Source organism: Alteromonas sp. OM2203 (genome assembly GCF_048517045.1).
In the GTDB taxonomy this organism is placed as follows: domain Bacteria; phylum Pseudomonadota; class Gammaproteobacteria; order Enterobacterales; family Alteromonadaceae; genus Alteromonas; species Alteromonas gracilis.
Window position 1 is genome coordinate 711,195 of the sequence record NZ_CP183209.1, and the last position, 19,488, is coordinate 730,682.

15 protein-coding genes are annotated in these 19,488 nt (G+C 45.3%); 12 read left to right on the forward strand and 3 right to left on the reverse strand.

What is annotated here, in order from left to right; all coding sequences use genetic code 11:
* Nucleotides 1-72 precede the first annotated feature (72 nt).
* Entirely contained in the window at nt 73-1,278 is a 1,206-nt protein-coding gene (locus tag ACM0P2_RS03175) for a benzoate/H(+) symporter BenE family transporter (protein ID WP_173360118.1), read from the reverse strand.
* 202 nt (nt 1,279-1,480) lie between these two features.
* Between ACM0P2_RS03175 and ACM0P2_RS03180 the strand changes: the two genes are divergently transcribed.
* Entirely contained in the window at nt 1,481-2,044 is a 564-nt protein-coding gene (locus ACM0P2_RS03180; protein ID WP_173360117.1) for a helix-turn-helix domain-containing protein, read from the forward strand.
* A gap of 154 nt (nt 2,045-2,198) precedes the next feature.
* Here ACM0P2_RS03180 and rdgC read toward each other — a convergent pair whose 3' ends face one another.
* On the reverse strand, nt 2,199-3,110 hold the full coding sequence (gene rdgC / locus ACM0P2_RS03185; protein ID WP_105930856.1) for a recombination-associated protein RdgC: 912 nt from the start codon (nt 3,108-3,110) through the stop codon (nt 2,199-2,201).
* A gap of 142 nt (nt 3,111-3,252) precedes the next feature.
* Entirely contained in the window at nt 3,253-4,977 is a 1,725-nt protein-coding gene (locus ACM0P2_RS03190) for a sensor histidine kinase (RefSeq protein ID WP_173360116.1), read from the reverse strand.
* A 262-nt stretch (nt 4,978-5,239) separates the two neighbouring features.
* Here ACM0P2_RS03190 and phoB point away from each other — a divergent pair, with 262 nt between their 5' ends.
* The 11 genes from phoB (at nt 5,240) to ACM0P2_RS03245 (ending at nt 19,474) form a co-directional block, all read left to right on the forward strand.
* Nucleotides 5,240-5,929: a phosphate regulon transcriptional regulator PhoB gene (gene phoB / locus ACM0P2_RS03195; protein WP_120960870.1), complete on the forward strand. Its 690-nt coding sequence runs from the start codon at nt 5,240-5,242 to the stop codon at nt 5,927-5,929.
* A gap of 100 nt (nt 5,930-6,029) precedes the next feature.
* Nucleotides 6,030-7,331 (forward strand): phosphate regulon sensor histidine kinase PhoR, encoded by a 1,302-nt coding sequence (gene phoR, locus ACM0P2_RS03200; RefSeq protein WP_159119525.1) that lies wholly within the window; start codon nt 6,030-6,032, stop codon nt 7,329-7,331.
* A 35-nt stretch (nt 7,332-7,366) separates the two neighbouring features.
* On the forward strand, nt 7,367-8,371 hold the full coding sequence (locus tag ACM0P2_RS03205) for a PstS family phosphate ABC transporter substrate-binding protein (protein ID WP_159119524.1): 1,005 nt from the start codon (nt 7,367-7,369) through the stop codon (nt 8,369-8,371).
* A gap of 326 nt (nt 8,372-8,697) precedes the next feature.
* Nucleotides 8,698-11,490: a hypothetical protein gene (locus ACM0P2_RS03210; protein ID WP_419227269.1), complete on the forward strand. Its 2,793-nt coding sequence runs from the start codon at nt 8,698-8,700 to the stop codon at nt 11,488-11,490.
* Nucleotides 11,491-11,608: 118 nt separating this feature from the next.
* Entirely contained in the window at nt 11,609-14,257 is a 2,649-nt protein-coding gene (locus tag ACM0P2_RS03215; protein ID WP_159119522.1) for a TonB-dependent receptor domain-containing protein, read from the forward strand.
* 175 nt (nt 14,258-14,432) lie between these two features.
* Nucleotides 14,433-15,191: a DUF3450 domain-containing protein gene (locus tag ACM0P2_RS03220; protein ID WP_159119521.1), complete on the forward strand. Its 759-nt coding sequence runs from the start codon at nt 14,433-14,435 to the stop codon at nt 15,189-15,191.
* Nucleotides 15,192-15,204: 13 nt separating this feature from the next.
* Nucleotides 15,205-16,569 (forward strand): MotA/TolQ/ExbB proton channel family protein, encoded by a 1,365-nt coding sequence (locus tag ACM0P2_RS03225; protein WP_159119520.1) that lies wholly within the window; start codon nt 15,205-15,207, stop codon nt 16,567-16,569.
* Between the two features lie 2 nt (nt 16,570-16,571).
* A complete protein-coding gene (locus ACM0P2_RS03230) occupies nt 16,572-17,090 on the forward strand; it encodes a MotA/TolQ/ExbB proton channel family protein (protein WP_120960856.1) in 519 nt (172 codons plus the stop codon).
* Nucleotides 17,091-17,122: 32 nt separating this feature from the next.
* The gene (locus ACM0P2_RS03235; RefSeq protein WP_014948289.1) at nt 17,123-17,530 is read left to right on the forward strand and encodes an ExbD/TolR family protein; all 408 of its coding nucleotides are present in this window, start codon (nt 17,123-17,125) and stop codon (nt 17,528-17,530) included.
* A 3-nt stretch (nt 17,531-17,533) separates the two neighbouring features.
* The gene (locus ACM0P2_RS03240) at nt 17,534-18,142 is read left to right on the forward strand and encodes an energy transducer TonB (RefSeq protein WP_159119519.1); all 609 of its coding nucleotides are present in this window, start codon (nt 17,534-17,536) and stop codon (nt 18,140-18,142) included.
* Nucleotides 18,143-18,148: 6 nt separating this feature from the next.
* The gene (locus ACM0P2_RS03245; protein WP_159119518.1) at nt 18,149-19,474 is read left to right on the forward strand and encodes a tetratricopeptide repeat protein; all 1,326 of its coding nucleotides are present in this window, start codon (nt 18,149-18,151) and stop codon (nt 19,472-19,474) included.
* Nucleotides 19,475-19,488: the final 14 nt, after the last annotated feature.

The window sequence follows — 19,488 nt, forward strand, 5'->3', positions numbered from 1 at the left end:
GTAAACGAGCATTAGTGGTCAATATGAGAAAGCCGATAGCGTTGAGTTCTCGGCTTTTTTTGTCCATCTCAGTTAACGTGGGTGTTCTGGCGGCTTCTGAATATAAAGAAGTAGTAAACCTAAACCTAGCCCCCAAACCGCAGAGGTCATGGAAAATAAACTGAAGCCTGACGCCGTACAAAGCATGGTAAGCATTGCAGGTGCTCTGTGATGTTCAACTTCCATAGCGCGCGCCACGGCGCTTTGGAGTGTGGCCAACAATGCGAGTCCGGCAAGAAGGTGAATGATAATACTGGGCATACTGACAAATAACGCCACGACCACAGACGCTAACAGCCCCATAAATAAATACGCCACGCCGGCTGCTATTGCAGCTCTGTAGCGTTGCGACTTTTCGCTATCAGCTTGCTCGCCCATACACAGCGCTGCGGTAATGGCTGCCAGGTTAAAAGTAAACCCACCGAAAGGCGCCAATAGTGCTTGCACAATGGCAATGCCTGATAAAATTGGCTTGTGGTCGGGCGTGTATCCATGAGCGTGATGAATAGCAATGCCTGGTAAGTTTTGGGAAAGTGTAGTGATGAGAAAAAGAGGAAAGGCTAACCCAATAGCCGCACTTAAAGAGAAGCTAGGTGTAACCCAAATAGGAGCCGGTAGTGTAAAATTCGATGCCATTTCTGGTGAAAACATCGATGCGTCGCCCGGTAAAGATATAACGCCGTGTGAACTGCCCATAAATACACTAATACCCACCGACATAACCAGTAATATCAGCATTAGATAGCGGGGAAATAAACGGCTCCCAACGAGATAGGCCGCAATAAATAACGCGACTAAATACGGCGCTTCATTTACATCACTGAATATCGCTAAACATATAGGTAAGAGAATACCAGCCAAAAGTGCAGATGAAATTGCAGGAGGAATTCGACTTATCTGTTTCAGCAGACTACGGCTTTGCGCGGTCACAAGAGAAAGTAAAGCGCATATAACAAATGCCCCAATGGCTTCACTTAATCGGTAGTCACCAATACTCGTTAATAGAAAAGCCGCACCAGGTGTAGACCATGCGGTAACAACGGGCAGTTTGGAGAGCCATGAAAACAGAATGCAGGTAATGCCCATACCTAGACCAAGTGCGAGTAACCAGCTTACTACCATATCGTCACTGGCGCCGGCTTTGCGCGCTACATCGATGATGATAACAACAGAACTGCTATAACCTACCGTAACGGCGGTAAGCCCTGCGCTGATATGGCTTAACTTCCATTTACTCATAAAAATACCCGTGCTAGAACGTCGACCCTAGATTGATTGAGCGATAAAAACAGACTCACTATGTTTATCGAATTTTTATCGTTAAAGTGTGCTATCCTATCTAACTGTGCGCTATAGCGCACATATTGTAACATAACATTTGTGCGTTATAGCGCACAAGCACTTTGGTAGCACCTGCGAAAAAATAAAAGGCTCTGATCAGATGACAAAATCGAATACGCCGCCTTCTGCTATTTCGAAAAGTATTTCCCAACACCTGCAATCGGTTCGCAAAGCACGGGGGCTTTCCCTTGATAAAACAGCGCAGTTGACGGGGGTATCTAAAGCTATGCTAGGGCAAATAGAGAGAGGTGAGTCGAGTCCTACCATTGCAACGCTGTGGAAGATAGCCACAGGCCTTGAATGTTCGTTTTCTTCTTTCTTATCTGATGACGACGTTGAACTTTCCTCTCAACATGCCGAGCATAAGTTCGCTAATGATATAAACGTAACCATAAAAACCTTATTTCCATTTAGCGCTGCGACACAGTTTGAGATGTTCGAGCTTTGTTTAAAGAACTTTCATGAACAGCATTCTTCGGCTCACCAAATAGGCGTCACCGAACATATTCACGTTTTACAAGGAAAGTTAGGTGTGTTGCAAGGTGGTCAGTGGCAGGAATATAAGGCACAAGAGCAATGTATATTGCGAGCAGATCAGCCTCACGGTTATCGAGACGAGGAAGGGGAAACCCGTTTTATTGTGGTAATTCACTATCCACATTGAAACGACGTTATAGTATTCGCCAATGCACCACACATTAATAAAAACGTGGTGTAGATAATACCGCCGAATGGCCTGATTATCCTTGTAATAATAATCAGGCGCTATTATAGCGATGGGGTATCGTTGACGTTACCCCACGACTATCCGAACAGTTTTACAAACTGTCGTCGTTAAGATTAAGTGCGCCACGAAGAAAGTTGAGCAGCGTACAAATTTCCGCTGACATTAGCGCGAACTCTGCGTCAAGGCGGGCCTCAACCTGATCTTTAGGTACGTCGTCAGTCTCTTCTTTAATGCGGTCTGTGAACTTAATGCGCTTAATAGCACCGTCTTCACAAATAATAGCGGTTAGCGTTTCTGCATATTCAAATGCGACTTTTTGAACCAGTTTACCTGCATCTAGATGAATACTGATTTCTTCACTGTCTAGCGGCTGATTCTTACAACGTATAACGCTGCCTGTGTCATCGGTTGATTTAAGTTCAGCTTCTTCAAGTAGGCCTACGCCTTCTGGCGTTGACTCAGTAACCCAGTGGGTAAGTTCGCTTTGAAGGCTTCTACGCGTGAACGGCACAACCGGTAGTGAACCTATAGCCTTTCTTACCATTGCCAAAAAGGCTTCGGCTTTCCCATCAGAAGACGCATCAACCACTACTAAATTGTCGGCAAGTGATATAAAGCCGTGAGTGTAGGTATTTTTCGTAAAGGCCTGGGGCAGCAAGCGGGTCTGAATTTCTTGCTTAAGGTCGGCTTTGGCTTTTTTGCCAACCGGCGAGCCGGTTTCCATTTCGATCTTAGCTGTCATTTCATCAAGTTCAGCATTTACTACAGCCGAAGGAAGAATTTTTTCTTGTTTCTTTAATGTTATCCAAAAACGCTGTTGAACAACATGAAACATAGTGCCTTGCTTTCCAGCTTGAGAGAACGGGGAAGCAAACCCCATGGTTGCCAAATCTTGGCTGCCGCACGGTCTGAAAGCATGCTCGTTAAGGGCGCGCTCTAAATCGCCCTCGTCTAGCGATAGCGGCTGAGTAATTTGATAGGCTTTTACGTTTTTAAACCACATAGTGTAAGCATTCTCTTGATAGAAATAGGGCGCAAGCGTACCAATGTAGACGGAGCTGTGCAATTGAATAAAAGACGCTTACAAGAATAAAAGCGCGTATGCTACGCGCTTATGTTGAGACAAAACTTTTCAGGGGGGGATATTAGTTTTTAGGAAAACGAATGAAGTACTCTAAGCCTTTATCGATAGAGCTTTGTGCTTCTATCTGCCCATTCAGTGACTGTGTTACCAAGTTATACATGATGTGCGTGCCCAAACCACTGCCACCTTTGCCTCGTTTGGTGGTATAGAAAGCGTCAAAGAGTTTGCTCAACTCTTCTTCACTGAGTCCTTTACCGTCGTCGCTGTAATAAAGACTTACCGTATTATTCTCTTCTTTTACCTCTAGGGTAATGGAGCCCTTAGCCCGCCCTTCAAAACCATGGGTAATGGAGTTCATAACCATATTCGTAACGATTTGGGCAATAGCGCCCGGCGCGCACGTAACCACCAGGTTTTGTGGACAAGAGACATTGATTTGGTATTCGGTATGTTTAAAGCTTGGTTTCAGCGATTGAATGATTTCGTTGATATAGTCATTTAAATTAATTTCTCGTTCAGTCTCGCTTGTCTGGTCTACCGCAACCTGCTTAAAGCTAGCAATGAGGTCAGAGGCACGCTCGAGATTATTCAGTAATAATAGCGCTGTTTGTTCTGCCTCATCGATAAAACTCGCCATATTTTTACTGGTGAGGCTTTTGTCTTCAAAGTCCGTTTTTAAATTATTAAGTCTCTCTTGAAGAAAACTAGCGGCGGTGACACCGACCCCAAGCGGCGTATTTACATCATGTGCAATACCAGCTACCAAACCACCAAGTGATGCCATGCGCTCAGACTCTAGCAGCTGCTCTTGTGCATGTTTTAGCGTATCCATTGAGCCAGCTAACTCCTTATTGCGTTGTCTTAGCTCTGCTTCAATGTATTGGCGGTTTTCGTTTTCTTGCCGAAGCTCTCGCTGATGAGCTATCAGCTCGTCCTTTTGTTGTTCGAGATCGAGCATAATTTGCGATAAAGACGCGGTCTTTTTCGCGACTTCTTGTTCCAAAATGAGGTTTTGGTCATCCAACTTTTTGTTCGCAAGGGTTAACTCATTTTGCGCTTCGTTTAATTTATTATTCGAAGCGATAAGGTCGTCAATGACGCCATTGTAAGACTGTTTAAGCTGAAGTAACTCATTGTCATCTTCTAGTTTTATATTGAGTTTGCTCTCTTCAGGGTGTTGGGGATCAAAGTTTTCCATCTGCTCAGTAATAGTTTGCAGAGGCTCTGAAAGCATGGTGCGAAACGCGGTCATGAATAGAAAAACTAGGAAGGTGGTCTTCACAATTGCGTTGCCGATAAGAAAAAAGACCCCAACTTCGATACGACTAAAAATTGTGTCGAAGCTTGAATACAGGGTTACGTCGCCTACAGTTGACTCTCGCCCTGAAAATTTAAATACCAGAGGAAAACTGAAACTAAAAACACCGCCAGAGTGGTCCTCAATAATTTCGCGGTCCACAGGAGCAGGTGAGCGCTTAGCACGAAGACCGTACTCGGCAATGTAATTGCCATTTTCGCCGCGGACTTGCAGGCCTTCAACAATAGGCAAAGACATCAAACCTTCTGAGATGGCACGGACTTGGTCATGATTTAGTTCCCACAAAGCACGAGTAAGGCTAGACGAAAACGTATTTTTCAACGTCTGTAGTTCGCTTTCCACATGGTTTTTGGTGCTGAGGTACTCTGTAAAAATCTGACCTACCGTAACAAGCAGCGTCAGTGAGAAATATACTGACAATACTCTGGTTAAGAGCTTCCTTGATAACCCTGTCTTGACCGCGGCCATTTATAAACATACCCCTGTTACATCAGATCTATGATTTACGACACCTTTGCGACTTAAATACTTGTTTGCTGATAAGGTGTTGGTAATTTTGACAATTCAAGAATATGCGTAAACGTGTCAATAAACAAGATTGAGTGATTAAACTTTGGACGGAACCTATTTATAAGTGTCTTAAGCTTGACACATTAATGTAATCGTTTTAATAAAACTGTCACAGACCACATTAATAATAGCGGCGATTAAAATGAGCAGGAATATAACGATGTCTCGTACAGTGTTGGTGGTTGAGGACGAAGCGCCCATTCGTGAAATGTTAAAGTTTGTATTAGAACAATCAGGATTTAACATTATTGAAGCAGAAGACTTCGATGTCGCGCAAGAAAAAATTTGTGAGCCGTATCCAGACTTAATATTGTTAGACTGGATGCTACCCGGTGGTAGCGGTGTGCAGTTGGCAAAAAGCTTGAAGCAGCACGAGTTCACACGTGATATTCCTGTCATTATGCTTACAGCGCGCGGAGAAGAAGAAGATAAAATTCGCGGTCTAGATGCTGGCGCTGATGACTATGTGACAAAGCCTTTCTCGCCAAAAGAGTTAGTTGCGCGGATCAAGGCAGTAATGCGCCGGGTTACACCAACCTCTAGCGAAGAGCCGATAGAATTTAATGGTCTTAAGCTAGAGCCGGTATCTCATCGCGTTATGGCGAATGACGACCCGCTAGATATGGGCCCAACAGAATTTAAGCTTCTTCACTTTTTCATGACGCACCCAGAACGTGTATACAGTCGAGAGTTATTGCTTGATAATGTCTGGGGAACCAACGTATATGTTGAAGACAGAACAGTCGATGTGCATATTCGACGTCTGCGTAAGGCCATATCTCGTCACGGTCACGATGCAATGATTCAAACAGTGCGCGGCGCAGGCTATCGTTTTTCTACTAAGCTATAAAGCAAATAAAATGAAGGGAGAAACACATAGTTGCTCCCTTTAGTTTTTTCGCCCTAACTGATGTGCGCTTCTTTTTACTCTTAACAACGCGAGCTATCTCATGTATTACCCGTTCTCTTGGCTGAGAAGTACACTGCGCTTAATATTATTCCTTGTGATATTTGCGCTGGTCGGGTGGTATTTAGATGACATGCTACTTGCTGTTGCTATTGGCGCAACGCTTCTGCTGCTGTTTAATTATTGGCATCTTTATAAGCTGAATCGCTGGCTATGGCACAGCCGTAAGATGTCTCCTCCCACGGTACGTGGCGTGTGGGAGCATATTTATGAAGGTATTTATTACCTTCAGCGCCGCAATCGAAACAAACGCAAAGAACTAGGCGAATTAGTTAAGCGCTTTCGGGAAGGTTCTGAAGCCTTACCTGATGCGGCGGTTGTAGTAGACGCAAAGGCGTGCATTATGTGGTGTAACCGCCTGGCACGCTTAGATTTAGGGCTGAAATGGCCTCAAGACTCAGGTCGCCGCATAGATAATTTGATCCGTCACCCTGAGTTTATTCAGTATTTCCATGCGGGCAACTACAAGTATCCCATTGAAGTGCCATCGCCCACCAATCCAAACAAAACCTTCGAATATCGCATCATGCCTTATGGTGACGAGCATCTTTTACTTATTGCCCGTGATATTACCCGTGTTTCACAGCTCGAGGAAATGCGAAAAGATTTTGTGGCGAATGTATCTCATGAGCTTCGCACGCCGCTAACGGTTATTAACGGATATCTTGAAATTCTTCCTATTGATGAAGACTCTGATCCATTCATGCAAAAGGCGATGAAAGAAATGACATCGCAAACGCAACGTATGCAAAGTTTGATTGAAGACTTATTGGTATTGTCGCGCATTGAAGCAAGCTCAGAGCGAATCTATGAGAATGTGGTTAATGTCCCTGTCATGCTCGCGCAAGTTGAACGAGAAGCGCAATCACTGAACAAAGAGAAAAATCATACAATTACATTTCACGTGGATGAAGATCTTTACGTATTTGGTGTAGAAACTGAGCTTCGAAGTGCGTGTTCGAATCTTGTGTTCAACGCCGTACACTACACCCCCGCTGGCGGTGAAATTAACGTATATTGGCAGCGTGAGGTCAATGGTGCACAGTTTTCAGTGGTAGATAACGGCGATGGTATCGAACAAAATCATCTCAATCGCTTAACCGAGCGCTTTTACCGCGTGGATAAAGCGCGATCAAGAAAAACCGGGGGGTCTGGTTTGGGCCTATCCATTGTAAAACACGTGCTGAGCCATCATAATTCGCGCTTGGAAATTTCAAGTACGTTGGGAGAGGGAAGCACCTTCTCGTTTGTTCTGGACAACGAACTCATTACAGAAAAGCTTTAAATTGGGGAGGTTACGTGTTTGAAAGGCGAGGAAAGATGATAAAGCGGTTCTGTTTTATTTCAAACGTACTTTTACTCGTTGTACTATTTTTGTCTGCCAACGCGTTTGCAAGTTCTTCAAAAGATACGCCTACTCAAACAGCTTCTCATGCTTACGACGTTCCAACTTACGAGCGAGCGCCTGGCGTAGCGGGAAAAATATCGTCTGTCGGCTCCGATACGCTCGCTAATTTAATGACATTTTGGTCACAGGAATTCAAAACGTTCTATCCCCAAGTGGGGTTTCAGATCCAAGCATCAGGTTCATCGACAGCACCACCTGCTCTTATTGAGGGCACGGCAACAATAGGCCCAATGAGCCGAGAGTTAAAGCCCAGTGAAATCCGAGACTTCACGCGAATACACGGCTACCCCCCCACTGTCTTAAAAGTTGCGATGGATGCCATCGCTATCTTTGTAGACAGACGAAACCCACTTCCAGGTATGACGTTAGAGCAAGTAGATGCCGTGTTTTCGGAAACACAGTTTTGCGGGAGCGACAATGAAATAACAAATTGGTCGCAGCTTGGTGTTGATAATATCGCTTATCGTTCTCCCATCCGTCTTTATGGAAGAAACTCCGTTTCAGGTACTTACGGCTTGTTTAAAGTGATGGCATTGTGCGATGGTGACTTTAAAAATACGGTGAATGAACAGCCAGGCTCGGCCTCTGTGGTATTGTCTGTGGCCAGTGGTACAGGTGCTATTGGCTACGCCGCCTACGGCTACAAAACAGCAGGCGTTCGTGCGTTGCCGCTAGGGGATACACTTGATGATTTAATACCTTTATCTATCGACACCGTTCGTAACGAGACCTACCCCTTTGCTCGTTTTCTTTATCTCGTTATTAATAAGAAGCCAAATGAACCATTACCTACATTAGAAAGAGAATTTCTTCGCTACATTTTGTCAAAGGAAGGGCAGCAGCAGGTATTAAGAGACGGATACTTCCCTATAAGGGAAGATGTCCTTGTGCGTCAACGGCGTTTACTTACAGAGTAAGCAATTTGTCATAATTGCGTCATAAATTGCTTTTCTGCGTTCCCTAACTTTATTCTAGGTGATTGATTCTAGAGCTCGTTCACTCTAGGGCGCGCTTTTGATGAAATTAGTCGCCGCAATTACACTAGTCATAAGTATAAGAAAAATAAAAAAATAATTTTTGAAGCTCGATTTTTTTTAGCCTCGCCCTCTTTCAGTTAGCAAAAATTTGAACTTTTTATATGAAACTTTTGTTACAGCGCCTTAATGTAACAAATGTGTCATTTACCTCAGTTAAAGTTTCCGCGTTTTCTAAATCCATAATTATACCGTACCTGGAGAAACACATGGAACTTAAGCAACTTTTCAAAGCTTCAGCGATTGCTACTGCGCTTGTGCTAGCTGGCTGTGGCGGCGACATCAATATCAGCGAAGGCGATATTGATAACAGCGTTACTAATACTACTAATAACAATGGCAGTGACACTGACGGCGGCAACACTGGCGGTGATACAGGTTCAACTGACACTGCTCCAGGTGAAGTAAGCTCTTTTCTAAGTGGCGAAGTTTCTGAAGCATTCGGCCAAACGGTTGAAGTACGTGTTCTTTCTGGTCGTTTGACTGCAGACGATGCAGATGCACAAGGCGTTGTTACACTAACAAACGACAAAGTATGGGCGCTTGAAGGTCCAGTTTTCGTTGGTAATGACAAAGCTGACAGCGTAACGCTTGCTATTGAAGAAGGCACTGTAATCTTTGGTCGTACTGGTGCTGATTACCTTGTAGTTAGCCGTGACTCAAAAATTGAAGCAGAAGGTACAGCATCTTCTCCAATCATCATGACTTCATTCAACGATGTTGTTGGCGACGAAGTTGGTGCTGGTCAATGGGGTGGTGTTGTTATCCTTGGTAACGGTACATCAACTAAGTGCCCACAAGATGGTTCTGACTGCGCGCTTCAGGTTGAAGGTGCAGAAGAAGGTGCAGTATTTGGTGGTACAGACGATACAGACAGCTCTGGTATCCTTAAATACGTAGTAGTTAAGTACGCTGGTTTTGAAATTGCGCCAGACAACGAACTTAACGGTATCACTTTCGGTGGTGTTGGTTCAGGTACAGAAGTTGACTATGTACAAGTACACAGCAACGCAGATGACGGTGTAGAATTCTTCGGCGGTGCGGTAAACGCGAAACACCTAGTTTTAACGGCTAACCAAGATGACTCAGTAGACTGGGACAACGGTTATAAAGGTAAGCTTCAGTACGTTTATGTTCAGCATGCCGCTGACAACTCTGACGCGAACCGCGGTATTGAAGGTGACGGCGACGGTGGTGACGGTCTAGAATTCTCTAAGCCAATGATCGCTAACATGACAGTGATCGGTAACACTTTCGATACAGCTGACGCTGACTCTGAAGGTCTACTACTTCGCGACCAAACTGGCGCAAACCTAATGAACTTCCTTATCACTGGTCCAGAAGCAATGGGCGAGTGTTTAGAAATGGACACTGACGAAACGGTTCAAGCTAACCTTTCTGACGGTGACCTAACCATGACTTACTCAGCGATTGCTTGTTCTGAGCCGTTCAATACGCCAGAGGGTGCAGTTGACCTAGAAGCATGGTTCACAGGCCAAGAAGGTAACCAGCTAATCGCGTTTGAAGACCGTGCAAATCTTGGTCTTAACCCGGACGGTACACTTACAGCAGAAAGCGCACTTCTTACTGCTGGTGGCGACGCATCTACATTGCTTGATACTTTCTTTGAAGCAAACACATTCGTTGGTGCTGTTGGTGAAGACGACTGGCGTCAAGGTTGGGCATTCGGTTTCGGTGGCGGTAACATCGAACTAGCACAATCTGCTTCTGGTTGCCCGTCAGGTACAACGTCAATTACGCCAGTAGACGGTTCAACCACTACGTGCGAAGTGTCTGGCACTATCACGTCTGACCTTACCCTTACAGAAGGTAACTTCTACGCGCTTTCAGGTGCAGTATTCGTAGGTGGCGACAAAGAAAACAGCGCAACCCTTACTGTCGAGCCTGGCGTAACTGTTTATGGCGCATCTGGTAACGACTACCTAGTAATTAGCCGTGACTCAGAGATTAATGCAAACGGTACTGCTGAAAACCCAATCACGTTTACTTCACGTGACCACGTTGTTGGCGGCCTTGAGGCGGGTGAAGCTGGCCAATGGGGCGGCATGATCGTTCTAGGTAACGGTGAATCTACTAAGTGTCCTCAGGACGGTACTGATTGTTCACTTCAAGTTGAAGGTGCACAAGAAGGTGCAGTGTTCGGTGGTACAGATAACACTGATAGTTCTGGTACGCTTCGCTACGTTCGCGTAATGCACGGTGGTTTCGAAATCGCCCCAGATAACGAACTAAACGGTATCACGTTTGGCGGTGTAGGTTCTGGTACTACTGTTGAGTATGTACAAGTACACAAAAACGCGGATGATGGTGTTGAGTTCTTTGGTGGTGCAGTAAACGTTAAGTACCTTACGCTAACAGGCATTCAAGATGACTCTGTAGACTGGGATAACGGCTACGTAGGTAAGCTTCAGTTCGTACTAGTTAAGCACGCTGAAGACAACTCTGATGCTAACCGCGCAATTGAAGGTGACGGTGACGGCGGTGACGGTCTAGCGTTCTCTAACCCAATGATTGCTAACATGACTATCATTGGTAACGAGTTCGACACTGCTGACGCTGACTCAGAAGGTGTTCTACTTCGTGACCAAACTAACGCGCAGTTATACAACTTCGTAGTCACTGGCCCAGCGGGTATGGGTGAATGTTTCGAAGCTGACCTTAGCGATGGCGACACTACGCTACTTGCTAACATGGACGGCACTAACGACCCACAACTTACTTTTGAAACATCTGTACTAGCGTGTGCGGAAAATATCAAAGACTCTGGCGACTTTAGCCAAGAAGATTGGTTCACTGCGCAAACAGGTAACAGCCTACTTGATAACACTGCAACAGTACTTAACGGTATCTACACAGTGGATGCAACAGTAGCGACTGACGTATCGACGCTAGACAGCTTCTTCTCGTCAGTAGACTTTATCGGCGCAGTTAAAGACGCTGATAACGACTGGACTGCAGGATGGACTGTAGGCCTTGAATAAGGCCCAGTTCGCATAGCTAAAAACAAGCAAGTGCGTTGCAAAAAGTGGCGCACTTGCTTTTAAGTTTGTAAGACACGAATAATTTTCGTGAAAGTATTCCTTTCTAAAGAGGTTCATCATGAACAGACCTGCTAACAGGTTTCTTCTAAAGCCCATTAGCTTAGCCGTTGCAGCAAGTATCTTGTTTCCAGCGACTATAGCCAACGCTCAATCAAATGAAGAAGAAGTGATTGAGGAAGTTGTCGCAACTGGTACACGCCTAAAGGGTACCGCGACAGCAGTAATGGAAGAACGTAAAAATCAAGCCTTCGTTGCTGATATTATGGGTGCTGAGCAGATTGCTCGTACTGGTGACAGTGATGCTGCGGGTGCACTTCGCCGGGTAACTGGTCTAACACTGGTAGATGGTCGTTTTATCTACGTTCGTGGTCTTGGTGAGCGTTACTCATCAACACAACTAAATGGCGCGATCGTGCCAAGCCCGGATCCAACGCGTAACGTAATCCCCCTCGACTTATTCCCGTCGAGCATTATCGAAAGCCTTGCGGTTCAGAAATCGTATTCACCATCTATGCCCGCTGCTTTCGGCGGTGGTAACGTAAATATTCGTTTAAAATCTATTCCTACACAGCGTGTTTTCAACATATCAGCTGCGGTTGGTATTGATACAGAAAACTCGGGTGACGTGTTAGATTATGCTGGTGGCGGTCGCGACTGGACAGGTGAAGACGACGGTACTCGTGGTGTTTCTGCTGCTATTCAAGAACGTTGGGATTCAAAGAATTTCCTGGACGACCTAGAGCCAGAAGAAGCATTAGAACTGTTCAAGGGTGTTAACAGAGAATACGGGCTAGAAAGAGAGTCTGCCGATCCTGATATGCGTTTTAACGTAACTTACGGAGACAGTTACGATTACGACGACGACTGGCGTTTTGGCTTTTTGGTAACTTCACGTTACTCAGCCCAAACCCGCTCTTCTGAAGAATACGAGCTACAAGATCCTGACTTAGTAGGCGATGACATTATCAATGTACGCTTCTTTGACGATATTCAAGGTACTGAGCAAACGGTGACTTGGTCTTCACTATTAACACTAGGTGTAGACTACAACCGTCAACATCGTATTGATTACAGCCTTATTGTACTAAACGATACGCGCGATGAAATTCGCGAAATGTTTGGTAACACGGAAAACTTGAACCAAGCAGAAGGCTTGCGTATTCGCGATATCGACGTTCAATACGAAGAGCGCTCGCTATATACCAATCAGATTAAAGGTCAACACACCATCCCAGAACTTAACTTCATGGGTATTGATTGGACTTACTCATTGGGTCGCTCTGTACGTCATGCGCCGGGTAACTTCAATGCGCGTTTCGTAATGGAAGACGTGAACCAAGACGGCATCTTTGATGATGAAAACGAAATCTTCTTGTCAGATGCACAAACTGCGGCTCGATATACGTTTCAAGACCTTCATGACCGCTTGGAGAACTTTGGTTATAACGTGACTTACCCGATGACAATGGGTAAGTGGGAAACTGAGTACAAAGTGGGTGCAAGCTTTGTAACCAAAACTCGTACTGCAGAAAACCGCCGTTTCGATATCAATACGTTAGGTGTTGAAGACCGTTCAATATTAGATGGTAACGACTTTAGCGAAATCTTCAGCGACAGCGTTTTAGACAGCCTGTCTTTGTCTAGCCGACCTATCATTCGTGATACGACTATTGCTGGTGATGACTATGTAGCGGGTCAGAAAATTGATGCGTACTATCTAGAAGCTGATTTCTTCTATGACAACAAGTGGCGTTTCACTGGTGGTGCTCGTTATGAAGACTTCCGTCAGGTAGTGGCGCCGCTAGACCCGCGCACAAACCAGTTTGACTTGAGTGACGAAGCAGATCGTTCACAGCTTGCGTTCCAAGAAGACGGTTTCTATCCAGCGCTGGCAGTGACTTACTTCTTAGAAGACGATATGCAGCTGCGTGCAAGTATCGGTCAAACGGTTGTACGTCCCGATCTTCGTGAAGTGTCATCAGCAACTTACTTAGACCCGTTAACTAACTTCCCTATTGCGGGTACACCTGGTGTAAGCACTACAGATATCATTAACTATGATTTACGTTGGGAGTGGTACCGGGAAGCGGGTAACAACGTGTCTGTAGGTCTTTTCTACAAAGACATGGAGGCGCCTATCGAATCGGTTCAGTCTCCGGCTCAGGATGGTCCACCGCTAATTCGTATTGCTAACGCTGAATCTGGCGAGGTGTACGGGGTTGAAGTTGAATTCCTACAAGACTTAGCCTTCATTGGCGACGGTATTTGGGACAACTTGTTTACTACAGGTAACATCACTGTCAGTGATTCTGAAATCGTATTAGATCGTCAGAATATCGTTGAGCAAACTGGTGTTTCTGCGGCAATTACTAATGTTGAGCGCCGAATGACCGGCCACTCTCAGTATGTACTTAACATGCAGTTGGGTTATGACTCAGATAATGGTGAACACTCTGCGTCATTAGTATACAACGTATTCGGTGAGCGTATTCTAATTCCGGGTATTGATGGCTTCGACGATAACTTCGAACAACCATTCCATTCACTGGATATGGTGTATAAGTATTACCCAGACTTTAATAGCACTGTCACATTACGTGTTCAGAATATCCTAGGTGAAGATCGTGAAATTGAATTCAACGATACGCTGCTTAGGTCAGAGACAAGAGGTACGGGTATTAGATTGTCATTTAAGTATGACTTCTAAACCCTAACTTATTACAGAGGCCGCTAATCAGCGGCCTTTTTTATGTTTAATAGATGACAGTTTGGTCTATTTATGACAGTTCCGTAATAAAACTGTCACAGAAAACTCCTATCCTACGCGCAGAAATTTATAGTCGGATACAACCGATTTCTTTTAACTTTAAAGGTTTGAATGTATGAAGCTTATCAATGCTTTGCTAGTTGCAGGTGCGCTGACAGCGACACCCGTACTGGCACAAGACGATGAAGTCTTAAAACCCGTTGTCGATGAGGCAGCGAAAATAAACGAGTCAGCGGCGAAATCGCAAGAAAAGATCAACGGTATTACCGATCAAATCGACAGCAAACTTCAACAGTTCAAAACTTTGATGAAAGAAATCGAAGGCCTTGAGGTTTATAACACTCAGCTTCGTAAGCAAATCAGTAACCAAGAACAAGAAATGGCAGACCTAAACTCGGCTATTGACGAAGTGTCAGTTGTTGAGCGTCAAATCACGCCACTAATGATGCGCATGATTGACGGCCTAGAGCAGTTCGTTGCGCTAGACGTACCATTCCTTCCAGAAGAGCGCGCAAATCGCGTTGCTGACCTTCGCGCTATGATGGACCGTGCCGATGTGGCTGCGTCTGAGAAGTTCCGCCGCGTAATGGAAGCGTATCAAGTAGAGATGGACTACGGCCGTACTATGGAAGCATACAGCGGTATTCATTCAATTAACGGTCAAGAGCGTGACGTTGAATTTCTACGCCTTGGTCGCACAGCGCTAATTTATCAAACACGTGATGCAAGCATGCAAGGTGTTTGGAACAAGCAAACTCGTCAGTGGGAAGAGCTTGATAGCAGCTACCGTACACAAATTACAAAAGGTCTGCGCATGGCGAAGAAGCAACTTGCACCAGACTTGCTAATGCTGCCAGTGGCAATTACAGACTAAGAGGTTGATGAGAATGTTTAATTCAGTAAAACGTATCGCTGTTGGTCTAGCAGCCCTTAGCATCAGCGTTGGTGCTTTCGCACAAAGCGACCGTGCTATGGACTTGGACGCACTTCTTAAACAGCTAGAAGAAGGTCAGTTCGCACAGTCACAGCAAAACAAACAGCGCGAACGTGATTTCCAAGCGCAACGTGCAGAGCAAGATCGCATTCTTCGCGAAACTCGTGAAAAGCGCGACCAAATGCTTGCACAATCAGAGCAGCTTGAAACTCAGTTCGAAGAAAACGAATTTAAGCTTGCTGACTTAAACGGTGCACTAGACACACGTCTTGGTTCATTGAAAGAACTGTTCGGTGTGTTACAGCAAATTGCTGGCGACACCAAAAACAAATTCTATAACTCAGTGGTCTCTGCACAAATCCCTGGCCGTGCTGACTTTCTTGATAAGATGGCACAAGACATGGGGTCAAGTTCAAAACTAGCATCAATTGAAGAAATTGAGCGCGTTTGGTTTGAAATGCAGCGCGAAATGACTGAAGCTGGCAAAGTAACTACGTTCAAGACAGACGTTGTTGAAGCGGGCGGTGAAAAAGTGAATAAGTCTGTTGTTCGCGTAGGTCCTTTTGCACTTGTTGCTGATGGTAAATACCTAGAGTACAACGGTGTAACAGGTACAGTATCTGAACTTGTACGTCAGCCAGCAGATCGTTACATGGACTCTGCTGCTGAACTACAAGCATCAAGCGGTGAATTAGTTCAGTTCGGTATCGACCCAACGGGTGGTTCAATCTTAGGTCTTCTTGTTCAAGCGCCTAACCTTCAAGAGCGTGTAGAGCAGGGCGGTGTAGTAGGTTACATCATTCTTATCGTAGGTGCATTCGGTTTACTACTTGCTCTAGAACGTCTTGTAACGCTGTCGCTTATTCGCATGAAAGTGAACAAACAGCTTAAGAGCAAAGAAGTAAACACTAACAACCCACTTGGCCGTGTACTTAAGGTACGTGACGAGCATCCAAATGCTGATGTTGAAGCGCTTGAACTTCACCTTACAGAAGCGATTTTAGGCGAAGTGCCTAAGCTAGGCCGCAACCTAACTATCATCAAGATTATCTCAGTAGTTGCACCGCTTATGGGTCTACTAGGTACGGTAACGGGTATGATTAATACCTTCCAGGCAATTACCTTGTTTGGTACCGGTGACCCGAAACTAATGGCAGGTGGTATTTCAACTGCACTTGTAACAACAGTACTAGGGTTAGTTGTAGCGATTCCAATGACACTGCTTTATGCAATGCTTAACACGCGTTCTAAGAACATTGTGTACATCCTACAAGAACAGGCGTCTGGCGTAATTGCAGAGCGCGCTGAGCGAGGCTAATCATGATCGAGTTTCTAGAAGCAATTCGCGATTTCACAGAAACAGGTGGTCAGGTTCTCCTGGTCATCGGTCTGCTGATATTCGTTATGTGGCTTTTGATCCTCGAGCGTGCGATGTATCTGATGGTTTGGCACAAGCAAGCTAAGAAAGAAGCGGTTGCGATGTGGACAGCACGTACCGACCGCTCATCTTGGTTCGCTGAGCAAGTTCGTCAGAAAACGATTTCACAGTTAACTATGCGTCTTAACGGTAGCATTCCTATTATTCAAGCACTGGTCGCGCTTTGTCCGCTGCTAGGCTTGATGGGAACGGTAACCGGTATGATTGAAGTGTTTGATGTAATGGCGATTGCGGGCTCAGGTAATGCTCGTTCAATGGCATCAGGTGTATCAAAAGCCACTATCCCCACAATGGCGGGTATGGTTGGCGCGCTTTCAGGCGTATTCGCCGCTACTTGGTTAACCCGTACGGTGAAATCAGAACGCACGCATCTTGAGGATGCATTGATTATTCAACGTTAATGCTAGTTAAGCGTTAAGGTAAGGTATTTATTATGAAGCAGCACTTTCAAAACTTAGTCGATGAAGAAGAAGCAGCCATCGACATGACGCCCATGCTGGACGTTGTATTTATCATGTTGATCTTCTTCATTGTGACTGCGTCATTTGTGAAAGAAGCCGGTATTGATGTTAACCGTCCAGAAGCAGCAACTGCTGTGAAAAAGGACCGCGCTAATATCCTTATCGCAATTTCAGATAAAGGCGAAATTTGGATTAACAAACGTCGTATCGACGTTCGCGCAGTACAAGCGAACATTGAGCGTCTTCGCGCAGAAAACCCACAGGGTTCTGTTGTTATACAAGCTGATAAAAAGGCTACAACAGAAACCCTGATTAAGGTTATGGACGCGTCGCGAGCCGCTGGCGTTTACGATGTTTCGATTGCAGCCCAAGAGCAATAAATCATGCCACGATATTTAATCGCATTTGTACTATCCCTTGCGATCACGTTAGGCCTGTTCTTCTTGATGCAATCGCTTATCAAGATGGGTGGCAGCGCACTAACTGAGCCGCCTAAGGGAAGCGTGCTTGACTTTGTTAGGGTCAAGCAGGATGAACAGGTTGAGAAAAAAGATCGTAAGCCGAAGAAGCCACCCAAGCCAGAAGAGCCGCCCCCGCAAATGGAGCAGCCTCAGATGGACTCACCTTCTCCTGACGCCGAAGGTACGTCAATGGACTTCGGTGCTGAAGTGGGAGACGACATCTCTTTAGACGGAGGCCTAGCCCTTGAGTCAGGCGACGGTGAATACCTTCCAATTGTTAAAGTTGCGCCGGTATATCCGCGACGTGCACTTCAACGGGGCATTGAAGGCTTTGTTATTGTTGAATTTACGGTGACTAAGCAAGGTGCGGTGCGCGACCCAATTGTTGTAGAAGCAAACCCAGAAGGTATATTTGAACAAGCGGCTATCGATGCTGCCATGAAGTTTAAATATAAGCCTCGCGTGGTTAACGGTGAAGCAACAGAAGTGTCTGGTGTACAAAACCGTATTTCGTTCCAAATTGACGGGTAACAGATCATGATGAGAAAACAGACGAATACATTGCTTAGTGCACTGGCGTTTGCATTTGCATCGGCCACGGTATCTGTACCCAGCATGTTGGTTGCCAATGATGCTGTTGCGCAAGAGCAAAAAGCGAGCGAGAAGAAAACTCGCCGTGTACCCACGCTACGCGGTAAGGTTTACGAGCAGTTAGCCCGCGCACAAACGGCGGCGGATGAAGCCGGTAACGTTGAAGAAGCTATCGCTATTTTGAAAGAAGTAGAAGATAAGTCTGACTCAATGAATGCCTACGAAAAAGCCATGATGTACAACTTTTTCGGCTTCATTTATTACAACAACGAAGACTATACAAAAGCGTTGGAATCGTTTGCTAGAGTGGTAGAGCAGCAGCCTATTCCTGAAAAGTTCGAAATGACAACGCTTTTCAGCTTGGCTCAGCTTAACCTAATGCAGGGGAATTACGACGACACCATCACTTATTTAGAACGTTGGGAAAGCCTAAATACAGGCCCTGTACCGGTTAAAAACAAAGTCATCAAAGCCCAAGCGTACTATCAGAATAAGAAGTACGACGAAGCGGCAATGTGGATTTCTGAAGCGGTTGCCGATCACGAAGCTGAAGGCATGATCCCTGACGAAGGCTGGTTAATACTTCAGCGTGCTATTTTTTATGAACTCAAGCAGCCTCAAAAGGTTAAAGACGTTCTTACTAAAATGGTGAAGTTGTTTGACGAGCCTAAATATTGGATCCAGCTAGCTGGTATGTACGGTGAGCTAGGTGAAGAACGCAAGCAGCTTGCTATTATGGAAACGGCTTATCAGCGTGGTTTTGTTAATACGTCAGCTGATGTGTTTAACATGGCACAGCTTTATTACTATCACCGTGTACCGTATAAAGGTGCTAAATTGATGGAACAAGCAATGAACGACGGTGTGTTAGAGAAAAACTTGCGCAACCTTAAGTTCTTAGGCCAAAGCTGGTCACTTGCTAAAGAGCAAGACAAAGCCATTCCCGTTATGATGCAAGCCGCTGAGCTTTCTGACGATGGTGAATTAGATGCACAGTTAGCGCAAATTCTTCTTAATGAAGAGCGTTTTGACGATGCCATCTCTGCGGCAGACCGTGCGGTTGAAAAAGGTGATTTGAGAAACCCGGGTTTGGTTTACTTGATCAAAGGCATGGCACTTTACAATAAGAAGCAATATGCCCTTGCGCTTAATCAGCTAGCTGAAGCAGAAAAGCATCAGAAAAGCCGTGCTATGGCGCAGCAGTGGAAGCAGTTTGTGCAGGGCGAAAAACGTCAGGCAGACGCCATTGCAGCTGAGTTAGGTGCAAGTTAGTAGCAGCGAAGTTC

Excerpts from the sequence above, each read along its gene's own strand:
- ACM0P2_RS03175 (WP_173360118.1), bottom strand. The coding sequence starts at position 1,278 with ATGAGTAAATGGAAGTTAAGCCATATCAGCGCAGGGCTTACCGCCGTT.
- ACM0P2_RS03180 (WP_173360117.1), top strand. The coding sequence starts at position 1,481 with ATGACAAAATCGAATACGCCGCCTTCTGCTATTTCGAAAAGTATTTCC.
- rdgC (WP_105930856.1), bottom strand. The coding sequence starts at position 3,110 with ATGTGGTTTAAAAACGTAAAAGCCTATCAAATTACTCAGCCGCTATCG.
- ACM0P2_RS03190 (WP_173360116.1), bottom strand. The coding sequence starts at position 4,977 with ATGGCCGCGGTCAAGACAGGGTTATCAAGGAAGCTCTTAACCAGAGTA.
- phoB (WP_120960870.1), top strand. The coding sequence starts at position 5,240 with ATGTCTCGTACAGTGTTGGTGGTTGAGGACGAAGCGCCCATTCGTGAA.
- phoR (WP_159119525.1), top strand. The coding sequence starts at position 6,030 with ATGTATTACCCGTTCTCTTGGCTGAGAAGTACACTGCGCTTAATATTA.
- ACM0P2_RS03205 (WP_159119524.1), top strand. The coding sequence starts at position 7,367 with ATGATAAAGCGGTTCTGTTTTATTTCAAACGTACTTTTACTCGTTGTA.
- ACM0P2_RS03210 (WP_419227269.1), top strand. The coding sequence starts at position 8,698 with ATGGAACTTAAGCAACTTTTCAAAGCTTCAGCGATTGCTACTGCGCTT.
- ACM0P2_RS03215 (WP_159119522.1), top strand. The coding sequence starts at position 11,609 with ATGAACAGACCTGCTAACAGGTTTCTTCTAAAGCCCATTAGCTTAGCC.
- ACM0P2_RS03220 (WP_159119521.1), top strand. The coding sequence starts at position 14,433 with ATGAAGCTTATCAATGCTTTGCTAGTTGCAGGTGCGCTGACAGCGACA.
- ACM0P2_RS03225 (WP_159119520.1), top strand. The coding sequence starts at position 15,205 with ATGTTTAATTCAGTAAAACGTATCGCTGTTGGTCTAGCAGCCCTTAGC.
- ACM0P2_RS03230 (WP_120960856.1), top strand. The coding sequence starts at position 16,572 with ATGATCGAGTTTCTAGAAGCAATTCGCGATTTCACAGAAACAGGTGGT.
- ACM0P2_RS03235 (WP_014948289.1), top strand. The coding sequence starts at position 17,123 with ATGAAGCAGCACTTTCAAAACTTAGTCGATGAAGAAGAAGCAGCCATC.
- ACM0P2_RS03240 (WP_159119519.1), top strand. The coding sequence starts at position 17,534 with ATGCCACGATATTTAATCGCATTTGTACTATCCCTTGCGATCACGTTA.
- ACM0P2_RS03245 (WP_159119518.1), top strand. The coding sequence starts at position 18,149 with ATGATGAGAAAACAGACGAATACATTGCTTAGTGCACTGGCGTTTGCA.